Origin of the sequence: Mycobacterium sp. WUMAC-067 (genome assembly GCF_020217485.1) — a bacterium.
GTDB lineage: Bacteria > Actinomycetota > Actinomycetes > Mycobacteriales > Mycobacteriaceae > Mycobacterium.
On record NZ_JAEKMI010000046.1, the window covers coordinates 16,892 to 34,141 of the forward strand.

General features: G+C 69.6%; 14 protein-coding genes. 4 read left to right on the plus strand and 10 right to left on the minus strand.

The window, feature by feature from the left end:
• Positions 1–16 precede the first annotated feature (16 nt).
• Both JF781_RS23020 and JF781_RS23025 read right to left on the minus strand, forming a co-directional pair.
• Positions 17–865, minus strand: a complete 849-nt coding sequence (locus tag JF781_RS23020) for an SDR family oxidoreductase (protein WP_225328832.1) — start codon at positions 863–865, stop codon at positions 17–19.
• A 111-nt stretch (positions 866–976) separates the two neighbouring features.
• Positions 977–1,900 carry an undecaprenyl-diphosphate phosphatase gene (locus tag JF781_RS23025; RefSeq protein WP_225328833.1) on the minus strand — a complete coding sequence of 308 codons (924 nt, stop codon included), beginning with the start codon at positions 1,898–1,900 and terminating at the stop codon, positions 977–979.
• Between the two features lie 212 nt (positions 1,901–2,112).
• Between JF781_RS23025 and JF781_RS23030 the strand changes: the two genes are divergently transcribed.
• The 3 genes from JF781_RS23030 (at position 2,113) to JF781_RS23040 (ending at position 8,365) form a co-directional block, all read left to right on the plus strand.
• Positions 2,113–4,515: a CoA transferase gene (locus tag JF781_RS23030; protein ID WP_255642240.1), complete on the plus strand. Its 2,403-nt coding sequence runs from the start codon at positions 2,113–2,115 to the stop codon at positions 4,513–4,515.
• 93 nt (positions 4,516–4,608) lie between these two features.
• Complete coding sequence (locus JF781_RS23035; RefSeq protein WP_225328835.1) at positions 4,609–6,093, plus strand: acetyl-CoA acetyltransferase; 1,485 nt, start codon at positions 4,609–4,611, stop codon at positions 6,091–6,093.
• 112 nt (positions 6,094–6,205) lie between these two features.
• Complete coding sequence (locus JF781_RS23040) at positions 6,206–8,365, plus strand: NAD-dependent epimerase/dehydratase family protein (protein WP_225328836.1); 2,160 nt, start codon at positions 6,206–6,208, stop codon at positions 8,363–8,365.
• Here the strand turns inward: JF781_RS23040 and JF781_RS23045 are convergent.
• From JF781_RS23045 to JF781_RS23075, 7 genes are all read right to left on the minus strand, one after another.
• A complete protein-coding gene (locus JF781_RS23045; RefSeq protein ID WP_225328837.1) occupies positions 8,339–9,571 on the minus strand; it encodes an NAD(P)/FAD-dependent oxidoreductase in 1,233 nt (410 codons plus the stop codon). The genes JF781_RS23040 and JF781_RS23045 overlap by 27 nt on opposite strands.
• Positions 9,572–9,617: 46 nt before the next feature.
• Positions 9,618–10,343, minus strand: coding sequence for a DUF72 domain-containing protein (locus tag JF781_RS23050; RefSeq protein WP_225328838.1), 726 nt, complete (start codon positions 10,341–10,343; stop codon positions 9,618–9,620).
• 7 nt (positions 10,344–10,350) lie between these two features.
• Positions 10,351–10,977, minus strand: a complete 627-nt coding sequence (locus JF781_RS23055) for an endonuclease (RefSeq protein WP_225328839.1) — start codon at positions 10,975–10,977, stop codon at positions 10,351–10,353.
• Positions 10,978–11,018: 41 nt separating this feature from the next.
• A complete protein-coding gene (locus JF781_RS23060; protein WP_225328840.1) occupies positions 11,019–11,351 on the minus strand; it encodes a TfoX/Sxy family protein in 333 nt (110 codons plus the stop codon).
• An 8-nt stretch (positions 11,352–11,359) separates the two neighbouring features.
• Complete coding sequence (locus tag JF781_RS23065) at positions 11,360–11,737, minus strand: nitroreductase family deazaflavin-dependent oxidoreductase (protein WP_374109746.1); 378 nt, start codon at positions 11,735–11,737, stop codon at positions 11,360–11,362.
• 61 nt (positions 11,738–11,798) lie between these two features.
• Positions 11,799–14,120, minus strand: coding sequence for an endopeptidase La (lon, locus tag JF781_RS23070; protein WP_225328842.1), 2,322 nt, complete (start codon positions 14,118–14,120; stop codon positions 11,799–11,801).
• Between the two features lie 122 nt (positions 14,121–14,242).
• Positions 14,243–15,502 (minus strand): alpha-hydroxy acid oxidase, encoded by a 1,260-nt coding sequence (locus JF781_RS23075; RefSeq protein WP_225328843.1) that lies wholly within the window; start codon positions 15,500–15,502, stop codon positions 14,243–14,245.
• Between the two features lie 19 nt (positions 15,503–15,521).
• Here JF781_RS23075 and JF781_RS23080 point away from each other — a divergent pair, with 19 nt between their 5' ends.
• On the plus strand, positions 15,522–15,959 hold the full coding sequence (locus JF781_RS23080; protein ID WP_225328844.1) for a DUF1810 domain-containing protein: 438 nt from the start codon (positions 15,522–15,524) through the stop codon (positions 15,957–15,959).
• 107 nt (positions 15,960–16,066) lie between these two features.
• Here the strand turns inward: JF781_RS23080 and JF781_RS23090 are convergent.
• The coding region (locus JF781_RS23090; RefSeq protein WP_225341310.1) for an alpha-amylase family glycosyl hydrolase at positions 16,067–17,250 on the minus strand (1,184 nt) is incomplete at its 5' end.

The following is a 17,250-nucleotide window of genomic DNA, read 5'->3' on the forward strand; positions in this document are numbered from 1 at the left end:
CCACCGATCCCTCCCGCTACTCCTCCCCGCGGGCGCGGGCTTTGTACGCCTGCCGCTTTTCGACGTCGACGTCGTCGGTGAAGACGTGGTCGCCGCCGAGCATCCGGTTGAGGCCCTCGGCGATCCGGCGCGGCCAGAATTTCTGGGACACCACCATCGCGCCCGCGGCCTTGGTGACCCGCACCCGCGGCTTGGGGTGGGCCACCAGCTTGACGATCGCGTCGGCGATCTCGGCGGGCTCGGCGTTGCGGAACCCCTTGGCCCCGTTGGTGCCCGCGGTGAGCTCGGTGTTGACGAACGTCGGCAACACCGCCGAGAACTTCACCCCGGCCGAGCGGTACTCCAGCCGCGCCGAGTCGGTGAACGCGACCACCGCGTGCTTGCTGGCGCAGTAGGTCGCCAGGCCGACGATGTAGAGCTCACCGGCCAGGGAGGCGACGTTGATGACGTGGCCGGTGCCGCGGGGGACCATGCGCTGGGCCGCCAGCTTGCTGCCCAGGATCACGCCGTAGACGTTGATGTCCAGAATCCGCCGGGTGACCGCGTCCGGCTCGTCGACGATCCGGCCGACCGGCATGATGCCGGCGTTGTTGATCAGCACGTCGATGGGGCCGAGCCGGCGTTCGACCTGGTCGAGGAAATCGGAGAAGGAGTGCGGGTCGGTGACGTCGAGTTTTCCGTAGACGTCGAGGCCGAGGTCGGCGCCCGACTCCTTCACCCGCACCTCGTCGACGTCGCCGATGGCGACCTTGGCGCCCAGATTGTGCAGCGCGGTCGCGGTCGCCAGCCCGATTCCCCGGGCTCCGCCGGTGATGACGATGACCTTTCCGCGGACTTTGAGGCCAAGGGAACCCGTGTCTGCCATATTCGGTGCCTTCCAGATTCTTGACGGGTGTCAACTAGACAATCCGGTAAGCACAGCACTCGAAGTCCGGCCGCGCAACAGCCGGTGGGCCTCACGTGCGACGCGCGAGGTTCAGTGCACGGCGAGCCACACCAGGCTGGCGGCCCCGGCCAGGGCGCAGTAGATCGCGAACGGGGTCAGCGTCCGGGTCTGGAAGTACCGGGTGAGGAAGCGCACGGCCAGGTAGGCGCAGACGAAGGAGGCGACGCTGCCGGCCAGCACCTGGCCGCCGATGCCGGCGCCCAGCGGCCCGAAGAGCTCCGGAATCTTGTACACCCCGGCGGCCAGGATGATCGGCGTCGCGAGCAGGAAGGAGAAGCGGGCGGCGTCCTCGTGCGACAGGCCGCGCCACAGGCCGGCCACGATGGTGATCCCCGAACGGCTGATACCGGGAAACAGGGCGAGGATCTGCGCGGCGCCGATCACCAGGCCGCGGGGCAGCGGAAGTTGGGCGAGCCGCTGGTCCGAGGCCTCGTCGCCGTGTTCGAGCTCCGCGTCGGCCGTTGCGGGTGTGCCCGGCGCGGGCGCGGGCGCGATGCGGCGGCGCAGGACCTCGCCCACGTACAGGGCGATGCCGTTGAGCAACAGGAACGTCGCCGCCGGGACGGGCTTGCCGAGCGTGGTGCGGAACAGCTGCTCGAGCGCCAGCCCGGCCAGGCCCACCGGGATGGTGCCCGCCACGATCAGCCAGGCCAGCCGCTCGTCGGGCGTCTGAATGCGGCGATACCGCAGCGACGAGAAGAACCCCGACAGGATGCGCGCCCAGTCGCGCCAGAAAAAGAGCAGCAGGGCGGCGGCGGTGGCCACATGCAGGCCGACGATGAACGCCAGGTAGGGCGAGTGGGGGGCCGAGACGCTGAGGTCTTCAGCCCACCGGCCGCCGACGAGCGCCGGCACCAACACCGCGTGCCCCAGGCTGGAGACCGGGAACAGCTCGGTGACGCCCTGGAACGCGCCGACCACCACGGCCTCGACGTAGCTCAGGTGCGCGGTCATAGCGGAGGCCTCCATCGGACGACGGGTCGCGGTCGGCCTGTGACGATAGCCCACGCCGCGCCGGCGCGGGTCCCCGACTGAGCCTTCGGGCCGACCCCGACCGGCGGGCGCCGAATCCGCTTGCCCACCCGGCCTTTTCACCGCATCCCGCCCCGTCAGGGTGGGTGAGCGCCCGTCGTGCAGCGCCCTGACCAGGCAGGTACGGTGTGCAGATGGTCGACGGGTTGCTCGATGCCGTGCGCGTCCTCGACGTGACGAGTGGGGTGGCCGACGCGGTGACCCGCCTGTTCGCCGACCTGGGTGCCGACGTTCTGAAGGTGGAACCGCCGGGCGGCTGCCTGGGGCGTGACGCGCTGCCGACGCTGCGCGGCGCCAGCATCCCGTTCGCCGTGCACAACGCCAACAAGCGCAGCGCGGCGCTCGACCCCTTCGATGACGACGACTGCGCCCGCTTCCTCGATCTGGCCGCCGACGCCGACATCGTCGTGGACGCCGGCGCCGACGAGCGCGGCGCCATGTTCGGGACCTCCGGCGAGGAGCTGGCCGCCCGCTACCCACACCTGGTGGTGCTGTCGATCACCGACTTCGGCGCGACGGGCCCGCGCTCCTCGTGGCGCGCCACCGATCCGGTGCTGTACGCGATGTGCGGCGCGCTGTCGCGGTCCGGCCCCACCACCGGCACCCCGGTGTTGCCGCCGGACGGCATCGCGTCGGCCACCGCGGCCGTCCAGGCGGCGTGGGCCGCGCTCGCGGCGTACTACAACCGACTGCGTTGCGGCACGGGAGATTACATCGACTTCTCGTGGTTCGACGCGGTCGTCATGGCCCTCGACCCGGCCTTCGGCGCGCGCGGGCAGGCCGCCGCCGGCATCCGGCGGACGGGGCGGTGGCGGGGGCGCCCGAAGAACCAGGACGCCTACCCGATCTATCCCTGCCGGGACGGCTACGTCCGGCTGTGCGTGATGGCGCCCCGGCAGTGGCGGGGTCTGCGGCGCTGGCTGGGGGAGCCCGAAGATTTCCAAGACCCCAGATACGACGTGATCGGCGCGCGGTTCGCGGTGTGGCCACAGATCAGCGAGCTGCTGGAGAAGCTGTTCGCCGGACAGACCATGAAGGATCTGGTGGCCGCCGGCCAGGCGCACGGGGTGCCCATCGCGGCGGTGCTGACGCCGGCGCGGATCCTGGGGTCCGAACACTTCCAGGCGGTCGGCGCGATCACCGACGCCGAACTCGTCCCGGGCGTGCGCACCGGCGTGCCGACCGGATATTTCGTGGTCGACGGCCGGCGCGCGGGTTTTCGCACGCCGGCGCCCGCCGCGGGGCACGACGAACCGTATTGGCGCGGCAACCCGTCGGTGGTGCCGTCGGCCTCGGGCCGGCTCGGCGATTATCCCTTTGCGGGACTGCGGATTTTGGATCTCGGCATCATCGTCGCCGGCGGTGAGCTGAGCCGGCTGTTCGGCGACCTGGGCGCCGACGTGATCAAGGTCGAAAGCGCCGATTACCCCGACGGGCTGCGGCAGGCCCGCGTCGGCGAGGCCATGAGCGAGTCCTTCGCCTGGACGCACCGCAACAACCGCGGTTTGGGGCTGGACCTGCGCAGCGCGGAGGGCAAGAAGGTCTTCGGCCGGCTGGTCGCCGAGGCCGACGCGGTCTTCGCCAACTTCAAGCCGGGAACCCTTACCGCACTGGGGTTTTCCTACGACGAGCTGCGCGCCCTCAACCCGCGGATCGTGCTCGCCGAGAGCAGCGCGTTCGGCGACACGGGGCCGTGGAACGCGCGGCTGGGATACGGCCCACTGGTGCGCGCCACGACCGGCGTCACCCGGCTCTGGACGAGCGACGGCCCGGGGGAGGGCACCGAGGCGGCGCGGCACGCGTTTTACGACGCGACGACGGTATTCCCCGACCACGTGGTGGGCCGCGTCACCGCGATCGCCGCGCTCGCCGCGCTGATCCACCGCGACCGGACGGGCAACGGAGCCCACGTCCACATCTCCCAGGCCGAAGTCGTGGTCAACCAGCTCGACACCCTGTACGTCACGCAAGCCGCGCTGGCCGCGGGCGTCGCCCAGATCCGGCAGGACACCAGCCTGCACGCCGTCTACCCCTGCGCGGGCGACGACGAATGGTGCGTCATCTCGATCCGCTCGGACGACGAATGGCGGCGCGCCGCCTCGGTTTTCGACCACCCCGAATGGGCGGATGACCCACGGTTCGCCACCGGGGAAGCCCGACTGGACAATCGGGGCGAGTTAGAGGAACGGGTCTCGGCCTGGACCCGCACCCGCACCCCGCCGCGGGCCGCCGAACTGCTGCAGTCCGCGGGTGTTCCGGCCGGACCGATGAACCGTCCGCCCGACATACTCGAGGATCCGCAGCTGATCGCGCGAAATGTGTACAGCGCCATGACTCATCCGCTGATCGAGAACCCACTGCCCGCCGAGACGGGCCCGGCGCCCTACCGCCACATCCCGTCGGCCCGGCGGGCGCCGGCACCGCAGCCCGGGCAGGACACCGTCGAGATCTGCCGAAACGTGCTGGGAATGAATGCCGCCGACATTCAGCGGCTGATCGACGACCGCGTGCTGTTCGCCCCGCCCGCCGACGCCTGAGCCACCCCCAGATCGCCCGAGTGTGCGGCCAGCCGCACGCTCGCGGCCGAATGTGCGGCGAGCCGCCCGTTGGGGGTCCGATAAGTTCGTCGTATGACCGTCGACCCCAGGACCCCGGTGTTGGTCGGCTACGGCCAGGTCAACCATCGCGACGAGATCGACCCGTCGAAGCGGTCCGTCGAGCCGATGGACCTGATGGTGGCCGCCGTCGAGCGGGCCGCCGGCACCGCGGTGATCGAGGCCGTCGATTCCATTCGGATCGTGAACATCCTGTCGGCCCAGTACCGCGATCCCGGCCTGTTGCTCGGCCAGCGCATCGGCGCCTCCGACTTCACCACGCTGTACAGCCCGGTCGGCGGCAATGTGCCGCAATCCCTGCTCAACCAGGCCTGCCTGGACATCCAGCGCGGCCGCGCGGGCGTCGTGCTGCTGGCCGGCGCCGAAACCTGGCGTACCCGGCGGGGGCTGCGGGCCCAGGGCGGCAAGCTGGTGTGGACCGAGCAGGACCGCTCCGTGCCGATGGCCGAGGTCAGCGGCGACGACGTCCCGATGGCCGGCGACGCCGAGATCAGGATCCAGCTCGACCGGCCTTCCTACGTCTACCCGCTGTTCGAGGAGGCGCTGCGGGTGGCAAACGGCGAGTCGATCGACGATCACCTCGAGCGCATCGGGGAGCTGTGGGCGCGGTTCAACGCGGTGGCGGTCGACAACCCGCACGCATGGATCCGCACGCCGTCGAGCGCCGACGAGATCCGCCGGGCGGGCCCGCAGAACCGCATGATCAGCTGGCCCTACACCAAGCTGATGAACTCCAACAACATGGTCGACCAGGGCGCGGCGCTCGTCCTGACCTCGGTCGAGCAGGCCAGGAGGCTGAAGATCCCGGCCGATCAATGGGTGTACCCGCACGCGGGCACCGACGCGCACGACACACCGTCCATCGCGGAGCGTCACGAACTGCACCGGTCCACGGCCATCCGGATCGCCGGTGCACGCGCGCTCGAGTTGGCCGGGCTGGGCATCGACGACGTCGACTACGTCGACCTGTACTCGTGCTTTCCCTCCGCGGTGCAAGTGGCGGCGGCCGAACTCGGGCTGGGGGTCGACGACCCCGCCCGGCCGCTGACCGTGACCGGCGGGCTGACGTTCGCCGGCGGCCCGTGGAGCAACTACGTGATGCATTCGATCGCCACCATGGCGGAGTTGCTGGTGGCCAATCCGGGCCGGCGCGGGCTGATCACCGCCAACGGCGGCTACCTGACCAAACACAGCTTCGGCGTCTACAGCACCGAACCGCCGGCCGAATTTCGTTGGGAGGACACGCAACCGGCCGTCGATCGGGAGCCGACGACCGACGCGGTGGTCGAGTGGGAGGGTGTCGGCACCGTCGAGGCCTGGACCACGCCGTACGACCGCGAGGGGCGGCCGGAGAAGGCCTTTCTGGCCGTGCGCACACCCGATGGGTCGCGGGCGCTGGCCGTGGTCACCGATGACGCCGCGACGCAGGCATCGGTGCGTGAAGATATCGGTGGCGCCAAGGTTGCCGTCGCCGCGGACGGCAGCGCGACGCTGCAATAGGCCCGTCGCGGGCACGACGCCAGGTCAGGGCCCCGATCGTGCGGTAACGGTCGCGTAGCCCAGGCCGACTTGCCTATTGTTGAGTGCTGAGGGTTGGGGGAGGTGAGCCCAGGTGCACATCCTGGTTACCGACGCCACCGGCGCACTCGGGCGCCTGGTCGCTGGGCAGCTCATCGCTGCCGGGCACACGGTCAGCGGCATTGCTGAGCTCCCGCATCCCTGCCTGGACCGCAACGTCGAATTTGTTTGCGCATCGCTGCGCGACCGCGTCTTGCGGGAACTCACCGACGAGGCCGACGCGGTCATCCATCTGGCCCCGATCGATCCCACCGCGCCCGGCAGCGCCGGCATGGACGGGCTGGCGCGGGTCACCGACGCGGCGGCCCGTGCCGGTTCCCGTCTGTTGTTCGTGTCGCAGGCCGCGGGCCGGCCCGAGCTGTATCGACCGGCCGAGGACCTGGTGTCCTCGAGTTGGGGGCCCACCGCGGTCATCCGGATCGCGCCACCGGTCGGGCGCCAACTCGACTGGATGGTGTGCCGCACCGTGGCCACGCTGTTGCGCAGCAAGGTCTCCGCGCAACCCATGCGCGTGCTGCATCTCGACGACCTGATGCGTTTTCTGGTCCTGTCTCTGAACACCGATCGCACCGGCGTGGTGGACCTCGCCAGCCCGGACACCGTCAACATGGTCACGGCCTGGCGGGTGTTGCGAGCCACCGACCCACGCTCCCGGCTGCATCGGGTCCGCAGTTGGGCGCAGCTGATGCCGGAGTTCGATGTCGCTGCGGCACAAGAGGATTGGATGTTCGAGTACGGCTGGCACGCGCTTGACGCGGTCGCCGACACCGCGCGTGGACTCGTCGGGCGCCGGCTCGACACCGCCGGCGCGATCAACCAGGGGGGACAGCTCGCGCTGCCCGTCGAGGTACTGCCGCAATCCCGGCGACCGGCCGGCGACGACGTGCGCACCGCCGCGCCGGAAGGCATGGAAGGCGAATTCGACGATCAGATCGATGCGCGGTTCCCCGTTTTCAGCGGCGCCGCGCTGGCCGAGGCGCTGCCCGGACCGCTCACCCCGATCACGCTGGACGTCCAGCTGAGCGGGCTGCGCACCGCGAGCCGGGTGTTGGGACAGGTGCTCGCCCTCGGCGGCGTGGCCGAGGCCGAATGGGGCAGCCGGGCCATCGCGGTGTTCGGGCACCGCGCCTACGTCGGGGTGTCGGTCAACATGGTCGCGGCCGGCCAGCTGCCCGGGTGGGACCAGGACGCCGTGGTCCGCGACGCCCTCGTCGGCCAGCCCCAGGTCGGCGATCCGCTGCCGTTCGGCGAGCCGGCCGGGACGACAGGCGCGCTTGGCTCGGTCGCCAAGGCGGTCGCCGCGGGACGGTCGGTTGCGCTCTTGCGTCACCTGCGGGCCGACACCCGGGCGTATTGCGCCGTCGCGGAAGCCGAGCACCTCGATGCCACCCAACTGGCGTTGCTGCCCGAAGCCGCTCTGGAAGTGCGGCTGCGGCTGTTGCGCGACCGGATCCACCAAGGCTGGATCCTCAACGCGCTCTGGTTGATCGACACCGGTGTCAGCGCCGCGGCGCCGGTCCGCCGCCAGGCCGGCCGCAGCGTGCCGGGGATGGGCATGATCACCGACAGCGGGCTCGTCGCGGCGGAGATCGCGGAGTTGGCGTCGGCGCTGCGGGCCGACCCGCCGTTGTGCGGGCTGGCGGCCGAGGGCAACCTCGCGAGCATTCGTGCGCTGTCACCGAAGACCGCCGCCACCGTGGATGCGGTCGTCGCACGCATCGGGCACCGCGGCCCGGGCGAGGCCGAGCTGGCCAGCACGACCTTCGCCGACGACCCGACGATGTTGCTGACCGCCGCCGCGGCGGCCGCGCCCCCCGACCCCGCGTCGGCCACGCTGGCCGAGCGGCTTGCCGCCAACGCGCGCGGTTCGCGGGAGCTGGCCCACGACACCACGATGCGGTTCACGCACGAGCTGCGGATGACGTTGCGCGCGTTGGGATCTCTGCGGGTCGAGGCGGACCTGATCGACGCCGTCGACGACGTGTACTACTTGACCTGCAATGAACTGGTCACCATGCCGGGCGACGCGCGGCTGCGGATCAAACGCCGCCGCACCGAACGCGAACGCCTGCAGGCGCAGTGCCCACCGGACGTCATCGACGGAGCCTGGGCGCCCGTCCCGCCCGGCGCCGACGGCTCGGGCGCCGAGCCCACCGCCGAGGACGGCTCAGCCGAGCAGCTCGCCCAGGGGTGATTGCGGGTCGGCCAGTTTGGCGGGGTCGACGGACGCCTTGGAGCGGATCAGCGCTTTGACGTCGTCAAGCACGTCCCAGATGTTGACGTTCATTCCGGCCAGCACCCGGTTCTCGCCGTCGAGCCAGAAGGCGACGAACTCGCGGCCGGCGACATCGCCGCGGAACACCACCCGCTCAAAGCTGGGGGCGTGGCCGGCGTACTCCATGCCGAGGTCGTATTGATCGGTGAAGAAATAGGGTAGCTCCGCGTATTCGCTTGGCCTGCCCAGCATCCCAGCCGCCGCCACGGCGGGCTGCTTGAGCGCGTTGGCCCAGTGCTCGGTGCGGATGCGGGTGCCGAATAGGGGGTGTTCGGCGGCGGCGATGTCGCCGACCGCATAGATGTCGGGATCGCTGGTGCGCAACGACGCGTCGACGAGCACCCCGCCGTCACCCAGGGAGAGCCCGGCCTGCTCGGCCAGTTCGATGTTGGGTTTGGCGCCGACGGCCACCAGCACGGCGTCGGCGGCGATCGTCTCGCCGTCCCGCATTCGCAGGCCGGTCGCCGAACCGTCGGCCCGGGTGATCTCCTCGACCTGCGTCTCGAGCCGAAGATCCACCCCGTGCTCGCGATGCAGGGCGGCGAACACCTCGCCGACGGTCTCACCCAGCGCGGCCATCAGCGGTTGTTTGGCGGCTTCGACGACGGTGACGTCGACGCCTCGCTGACGCGCACTCGCGGCCACTTCCAGCCCGATCCACCCGGCCCCGACGACCGCGAGCGAAGTCCCTTCGGTCAGCACGGCATTCAACGCGGCGGCGTCTTCATAGGTGCGTAGGTAATGCACACCGCCGGAGTCCGATCCCGGTATCGGCGGGCGCCGCGAGGCCGATCCCGTCGCCAACAGCAGCTTGTCGTAGGGAACGGTGGCGCCGTCGGGCAACCCCACGGTGTGGCCGGCCGCGTCCAGGGCGGTCACCCGCGTGTTGAGCCGGAGGTCGACGTTGTTGTCGCGGTACCAGTCGGAGTTCTGCACGGTGAAATCGTTCAGCGACTTTTTGCCGGCCAGATAGTCCTTCGACAGCGGGGGCCGCTCGTAGGGCAGATGCTCCTCGTCGGCGAACACAATGATGTGTCCATCAAAACTGTTGTCGCGCAATGCTTCTACGGCTTTGGCTGCCGCGAGTCCGCCGCCGATGATGACGAAGCTGGTCGAATTGGCCATGGGTCGTGCTCCGTTCTCCTGGATTTTTCAGCCTACCCGTGGGCGCTCAACGCAACAGCTCGCGCAGGTCGAGCGCATTGCGGACCGCGTGGCCGCCCAGGTCGTTGTTGAAGTACATCCACACGTCTTTTCCGTCACCGTCCCACGCGGTGATCCGGTCGGCCCAGCGCCGCAAGTCGTCGTCGGTGTAGGAACCGGCATAGTTCGCCTCCGGATCCGGCCCGTGCATCCGGATGTACACCAAATCGGTCGTCGCGCGGGGAATGCACGCGAGGCCGAGCCCACTCATGACCACATACGCGGCGCGATGGCGCTCCAATATCTCGAACACCGCGGGGTGATTCCACGACGGGTGCCGCGGTTCGACGGCGACGCGGATCGACGTGGGCATGAGCTGTAAGAACGAATCCAGGCGCGCGTCATCGCGCTGCTGTTCGGGGTGCAGTTGTACCAGCAGCACGCCACGGCGATCACCCAGGAGTTGCCAGCACCGTTCGAATCGTTCGATCCACGGCTCGGGGGAGGCCAGGCGACGGTAGTGCGTCAGACCGCGATGCGCCTTGACCGACATCGCGAAGCCGTCCGGCAGCTGATCGCGCCAGCCCTCGAACGTCGAATCCTTGGGCCACCGGTAGAAACTGGCGTTCAGTTCGACGGTGTCGAACACCTCGACATAGCGGGCGAGACGGCGCGCCGACGGTGTTCCCGGTGGATACAGCACATCGTTCCAGTGGTTGTACGACCACCCCGAGGTACCGATACGTATGGCCACTGCGCGCTCAGCCAGCCACCTGCTGACGCACATCGTCATCCAGCGACGCCCTGACCAGAGCGGCGGCCAGCCGCGCATTATCCCGCGGCGCAAGGGTTCCCAGCTTCTTCGGCTCAGCGGGCAGCCCCAACCGCTTGGCGGTCCCGGTGGCCCGATCATCGAAGTACGGGCGCACCCAGGTCCACACGTCCTGCACCTCGCGGAGGTAGATGTCGGCACCGGTGTCGCCAATTCCCTTGAATTGCTTGAGCATCCGTTTCGCCGCGGCCACATCGTGCCCACTGCGATCGGCCAGTTCACGCAGATCACCCGAGTAGTCGTCGCGAATCCGTTGGGCCATATCGGTGAGCCGGGTGGCCGAGCTCTCGTCGTAACGCACGTAGTGCGCGCGCCCGAAGGCGTCGATCATGGTTTGTCGATCCGCGGCCAGCACCGCTTTGGGCGTCCGCAGGCCCGCCTTGAAGAGTTCACGCGCGGCGCCCATGGCGATGGCCGCGTCGATGGGTTTGCTGGCCAGCATGCACAGCACGAGAAGCTGGAACAGCGGCATCGGCTTGTCGCTCATCGTGATGCGCGCCTGTGCCGCATAAGTCGTGCCGGCAACGTCGAGCAGCCGTCGCACCCGGGAGTCCATACCGCATCGCGTACCCCCACGCTGCCGGGGCAAACCGCTCGCTATTTGGGCGGCAGGCTGCGGGCGTGCTCGACGCCGCGGGTGACCCAACTGTGAAGCTGGCGTTTGGTTTGCACCCCGGCGGCCTCGACGCGCAACCAGCCCCGGGCTTCCCGCCCGGCCATCACCATGGAGCCGACGTGCGCGCGCCCGGCGAGTTTGTCGGTGTCCTCGCGCGGCACCCGCACCAACAGTCCGCCCTGGCCGCTGACGGCCACCGACATGTTGCCGTTGACCAGGAACGCCAGACCGCCGAACATGCGCTTCTCGTCGATGCCGGGCTGGCCTGCGAGCAGTTCGCGGATCCGATTGGCCAGGTCTTCGTCGTAGGCCATGCGCCGGGTCAGTCGAGATCGACTCGGACGGTCAGCAGGTCGCTGCCCATCAGGCGCACCATCGCGCTGTTCAGCCGCGGCAGGTTGCCCAGGCGCTGCACCGCGTCGTCGTCGGGCAGGAGGTGGGCGGTGCCGTTGCGCCATTTGCCGGCGACGCGCACCCGCACAGCGGGATCGGCTTTGATATTGCGGATGTAGTCCGAGTGTTCGCCGTGTTCGGAGACCATCCAGAACTGGTTGTCCACGACGCGCCCGCCCACCGCGGTGCGCCGCGGTTGCCCGCTCTTGCGTCCCGTTGTTTCGAGCATGGTCATGGGCAGCTGCCGGCCGACCGGATTGACCAGCAGGCGTTGAACACGATGGACCACTTGTCGTTTGAGAGTCACGGGTTCATTCAACGCCGGGCGTGACCACGGGGAAAGCCCTGGGTCACGCCCGGCGTCGAGATCAGGCGGCCACCGTGGCGGCCCCGGCCGGCGGTTCGAGCGCCTGGGCCACGATCTCGGCGACGTCGGTCATGGGCCGCACGTCCAGCGCCTCGAGCACCTCGGCGGGCACGTCATCGAGATCCGGCTCATTGCGCGATGGAATGAAAACCGTTGACAGCCCGGCGCGTTGGGCGGCCAGCAGCTTTTGCTTCACACCGCCGATGGGCAGCACCCGGCCGTTCAGCGTGACCTCGCCGGTCATGCCGACGTCGGAGCGGACCTGGCGTCCGGTGGCCATGGAGACCAGGGCGGTCACCATGGTGACACCGGCCGACGGGCCGTCCTTGGGCACCGCGCCCGCCGGCACGTGCACGTGGATGCGCCGGTCCAGGGCCTTGGGATCCACACCGAGCTCGGCGGAGTGCGAGCGCACGTAGGACAGCGCGATCTGCGCCGACTCCTTCATCACGTCACCCAGTTGGCCCGTCAGTTGCAGGCCCGGCTCACCGTCGGTGGAGCCGGCCTCGATGTAGAGCACGTCACCGCCCAGGCCCGTCACGGCCAGGCCGGTGGCCACACCGGGCACCGCCGTCCGTTCGGCCGATTCCGGCATGAACCGCGGACGGCCCAGGTAGTCAACCAGATCCGGCTCATCGATGGTGATCGGTCCCGGATGGTCGGCCAGCCTGGTGGTCGCCTTGCGCAGCGCCTTGGCCAGCAGCCGTTCGAACTGTCGCACACCGGGTTCGCGGGTGTAGTCGGCGGCGATCTTGCGCAGCGCCGCGTCGGTCACCGCGACCTCGTCCTCGGTCAGCGCCGCGCGCTCCCGCTGCCGGGGCAGCAGGTAGTCCCGCGCGATGGCGACCTTGTCGTCCTCGGTGTAGCCGTCGATGGTCACCAGCTCCATGCGGTCCAGCAGGGCCGACGGGATGTTCTCGATCACGTTGGCGGTGGCCAGGAACACCACATCGGACAGATCCAGGTCCAGATCCAGGTAGTGGTCCCGGAAGGTGTGGTTCTGCGCCGGGTCGAGCACCTCGAGCAGCGCCGCGCTCGGGTCGCCGCGGTAGTCGGAACCGACCTTGTCGATTTCGTCCAGCAGCACAACGGGATTCATCGATCCCGCCTCACCGATCGCGCGCACGATCCGGCCCGGCAACGCGCCCACGTAGGTGCGACGGTGCCCGCGGATCTCGGCCTCGTCGCGCACGCCGCCCAGGGCGACGCGGACGAACTTGCGGCCCAACGCGCGGGCCACGCTCTCACCCAGCGACGTCTTGCCGACGCCGGGGGGACCGGCCAGGACCATCACGGCGCCGGAGCCGCGCCCGCCGACCACCTGCAGCCCGCGCTGGGCGCGACGGGCCCGCACGGCGAGGTATTCGACGATGCGATCTTTGACGTCGTCGAGGCCGTGGTGATCGGCGTCCAGCACCTCCCGCGCCGCCTTCAGGTCGGTGGAATCCTCGGTCTTGACGTTCCACGGCAGGTCGAGCACGGTGTCCAGCCAGGTGCGAATCCAGCCGCTCTCCGGGCTCTGGTCGCTCGAGCGTTCCAGCTTGCCGACCTCGCGCAGCGCCGCCTCGCGCACCGTCTCGGGCAGATCGGCCTGCTCGACGCGGGCCCGGTAATCATCCGAGCCGTCGGGTTCGCCCTCGCCCAGTTCCTTGCGGATGGCGGCCAGCTGCTGGCGCAGCAGGAATTCCTTCTGCGTCTTCTCCATGCCCTCGCGCACGTCTTCGGCGATCTTGTCGCTGACCTCGACCTCGGCGAGGTGATCGCTGGTCCAGTCGATCAGCACGCGCAGCCGCTCGGCGACGTCGATCGTCTCCAGCAGCTGTCTCTTCTGCGTGTTGGTCAGGTAGGACGCGTACCCGGAGGTGTCGGCCAGCGCCGACGGATCGGTCAGCCGGTTGACGTAGTCGATGATCTCCCAGGCCTCGCGGCGTTGCAGCATGGCCAGCAGCAGCTTCTTGTATTCCGCTGTCAGCGCCTTGATCTCGTCGGTCGCCTCGGTCTCGGGGACCTCGGTCACCTCGACCCACAGCGCCGCCCCGGGGCCGGATGCGCCCGCCCCGATCTGGGCCCTGCGCTCACCGCGCACCACCGCGGCGGTGCCGCCGCCGGCGATGCGCCCGACCTGCAGGATCTTCGCGATCACGCCGTGCGAGGGGTACCGGTCCTCGAGCCGGGGGGCGATCAGCAGCTGCCCCGACTCGCTGGCCTGGGCGGCGTCGGTCGCCGCGCGGGCCGCGTCGTCCAGCGCGATCGGCACCACCATTCCGGGCAGCACGATGGTGTAGGTGACAAACAGCACCGGCACCGACTTGGCTTCAGCCATCAAATCCTCCAAAAGTTGAGTCTGATGCGCTTAACCCAGCCGGGCGCCGGTTTGTTCCCGTGGGCCCCGCGGTCGCGAGTGTGCGGCCAGCCTCACATTGAGGCCCGAGTGTGCGGCCAGCTTCACGCTGGCGGCACGGGGCCCAGCCGCCGCAGCTGCGTGACGTGCTGGGGCGAAAGCTCCTCGAGGCACGTGACGCCGAGCAGGCGCATGGTCCGGATCACCCCTTCGGCCAGGATGTCGATCGCACGGCTCACCCCCGCCTCACCGCCGGCCATCAGGCCGTACAGGTACGCCCGCCCGACCAGCGTGCACCGGGCGCCGAGCGCGATCGCCGCGACGATGTCGGCGCCCGACATGATGCCGGTGTCCACCAGGATCTCGGTGTGCTGACCCAGCTCACGCGCCACCGTGGGCAGCAGATGGAACGGCACCGGCGCCCGATCCAGTTGGCGCCCACCGTGATTGGACAACACGATGCCGTCGACGCCGCGGTCGACGACCGCGCGGGCATCGGCAAGCGTCTGAATCCCTTTCACGACGAGCTTGCCGGGCCATCGCTCCTTGATCCACTCCAGGTCGTCGAACGTGAGACTCGGGTCGAACATCGTGCTCAGGTATTCGGCGACCGTGCCGGGCCAGCGGTCCAGCGACGCAAACGCCAACGGCTCGGTGGTCAACAGATCGAACCACCACTTCGGGTGGGGCAACGCGTCCAGCACGGTGCGCAGCGTCAGCGTGGGCGGGATCGTCATCCCGTTGCGGTTGTCGCGCAGCCGCGCGCCGGAGACCGGGACGTCCACGGTGGCCAGCAGGGTGTCGAAGCCGGCGTCGGCCGCGCGTTTCACCAGCTCCATCGAGCGTTCGCGGTCGCGCCACATGTAGAGCTGAAACCACTTGCGGCCCTGCGGGACGGCGGTGACGAGGTCCTCGATCGCGCAGGTGCCCAAGGTGGACAGGGAAAACGGGATCCCCGCCCTGGCCGCCGCGTGCGCGCCGCCGATCTCGCCCTCGGTGTGCATCAGCCGGGTGAATCCGGTGGGCGCGATCGCGAACGGCAGCACGACCGGCTGGCCGAGCACGTTCCACCCTGCGGTCACTTGGGAGACGTCGCGCAGGATCGTCGGATGAAATTCGATGTCGCGGAAGGCTTGTCGGGCGCGTTCGATGGACAGCTCGTCTTCGGCGGCGCCGTCGGTGTAGTCGAACGCCGCCTTGGGGGTGCGCCGTTTGGCGATGCGCCGCAGGTCTTCGATGGTGTAGGCGGCGTCGAGCCGGCGCTTGGTCGCGTTGAGCTCGGGCCGCTTGAACTGCAGGAGCGGGGCGAGGTCGCGCACTTTGGGCACTCGTCGTCGGACGGCCTGTCGTCTTTCGAGTTCCATACTGTGCAACGGTAGTCGTATGGACTCGGCAGGCGACCCGTTCGATCTCCAACGCTTTGTGGACGCCCAGGAGCCGGCCTACGCCAATGTCGTCGACGAGTTACGCGGCGGGCGAAAGCGCAGTCACTGGATGTGGTTCGTCTTCCCGCAGCTGCGCGGCCTGGGCGGCAGCCCGACCGCGGTCCGCTACGGCATCTCCTCGCTGGACGAGGCTCGCGCGTACCTGCGCCATGAGCTGCTGGGCCCACGGCTGCGCGAGTGCGCCCGGCTGGTCACCGCGGTGCAAGGGCGATCGGTCGGGCAGATCTTCGGTTCGCCCGATGACCTCAAGCTGTGCTCGTCGATGACGCTGTTCGCCCACGCCACCGAGGACGACGGGGACTTCGTCGCGGTGCTCGAGAAGTATTACGGCGGACGCCAAGACGAGCTGACCCTGGCGCGCCTGGCGTCGCACTAGATCGGATGGGGGCGACCCGCTTCGCCCGGCTACGCCGCGTTCGCGATCGCCCCTAGACCAGATGGGGCGACCCGCTTCGCCCGGCTACGCCGCGTTCGCGATCGCCCCTAGACCGGACGCAGGATTCGCCAGCCGTGCGGTTCCACGACCAGCCTGTCGACGACGTCCGGCGGCGGCGCCGCCGATCCGCCGATGACCTGGGCGCGTCCCTTACCCAGCTCCGACAACGACACACGCAGGGGTTCGTCGTCGATGTTGAGCACCACCAGCAGGGCGTCGTCACCGTTGCGCGTCTCGTAGACGTAGTGCCGGTTTTCCAGTCGCAGCGCGGTGGTGGATGCCGCATGCAGCCAGGGGTGACGCCGTCGCAGCCCGACCAGGTACTGGTGCAGCGCCCAGGTCTCGACACCGACGTCATCCAGTTGCAGTGGGGGAGAGCTAAATTCGGGACGAACCGCGTCGTCGCCGCCGAAACGTTCTTCCTTGACGCCGCGAAAACCGAGCTCGTCGCCCGCGTAGACGCTGGGCACCCCGCCGATGGTGAGCAGCAACACCAGCGCGTGGGCCGCATGCGCGGGGTTTTCCATCCGGCTGGCGATGCGGGTGACGTCGTGATTGCCGATGAACGTCAGCGGCGCGAATCGGCTCAGAAAGTCGTTGTGGCGCTGCAGCGCCCAGTCCAGTTCGAAGAAGTTGCCATCGTTGAGGCTGCTCCAGATCGCCTTCCACAACTCGTATTGGGTGGCCGAGTCGAAGGTGGCGGCCCCGACGACCGCGGCATAGTCGCCGTGGATGAGTTCGCCGACGAACCAGGCCTGCGGATAGCGCTCGCGCACGCGCGGCAAGGTCGAGGCCCAGAACTGTTGGGGCACGGCGTAAGCCGCATCGAGGCGCCAGCCGTCGGCGCCGCGCCCCAACCAGTGCGCCATTACCTCGACGGTGTAGTCGACGACGTCGGGGTTGTCGTGGTTGAGGGTGATCAGCCCGTCGTGGCCCTCGAACGTGTGAAAGCGTCCGGGACGCCCGCGAAACCAGCGCGCCGCGGCGTCGTCCTCGGCCGCCTCGCGATGGCGCGGGAAATCCACCCCGACGTGGTTGAACACGCCGTCGAGCAGGACGCGCAGGCCGCGTCGGTGCGCTTCGGCGACGAGGTGATCGAAATCGGCGTCGTCACCGAGCCGGGGATCGATGCGGTAGTGGTCGGTGGTGTCGTAACCGTGTGTGCGCGAGGCGAAGATCGGGCCCAGCGCGATGCCCGATGCCCCGAGTTCGATGGCGTGGTCCAACCAGT

What these genes read in the sequence shown, in the direction of transcription:
- JF781_RS23035 (WP_225328835.1), top strand. Translation starts at nt 4,609, where the DNA reads ATGACCGTCGACCCCAGGACCCCGGTGTTGGTCGGCTACGGCCAGGTC.
- lon (WP_225328842.1), bottom strand. Translation starts at nt 14,120, where the DNA reads ATGGCTGAAGCCAAGTCGGTGCCGGTGCTGTTTGTCACCTACACCATC.
- JF781_RS23025 (WP_225328833.1), bottom strand. Translation starts at nt 1,900, where the DNA reads ATGACCGCGCACCTGAGCTACGTCGAGGCCGTGGTGGTCGGCGCGTTC.
- JF781_RS23020 (WP_225328832.1), bottom strand. Translation starts at nt 865, where the DNA reads ATGGCAGACACGGGTTCCCTTGGCCTCAAAGTCCGCGGAAAGGTCATC.
- JF781_RS23060 (WP_225328840.1), bottom strand. Translation starts at nt 11,351, where the DNA reads ATGGCCTACGACGAAGACCTGGCCAATCGGATCCGCGAACTGCTCGCA.
- JF781_RS23030 (WP_255642240.1), top strand. Translation starts at nt 2,113, where the DNA reads ATGGTCGACGGGTTGCTCGATGCCGTGCGCGTCCTCGACGTGACGAGT.
- JF781_RS23045 (WP_225328837.1), bottom strand. Translation starts at nt 9,571, where the DNA reads ATGGCCAATTCGACCAGCTTCGTCATCATCGGCGGCGGACTCGCGGCA.
- JF781_RS23055 (WP_225328839.1), bottom strand. Translation starts at nt 10,977, where the DNA reads ATGGACTCCCGGGTGCGACGGCTGCTCGACGTTGCCGGCACGACTTAT.
- JF781_RS23075 (WP_225328843.1), bottom strand. Translation starts at nt 15,502, where the DNA reads ATGGAACTCGAAAGACGACAGGCCGTCCGACGACGAGTGCCCAAAGTG.
- JF781_RS23080 (WP_225328844.1), top strand. Translation starts at nt 15,522, where the DNA reads ATGGACTCGGCAGGCGACCCGTTCGATCTCCAACGCTTTGTGGACGCC.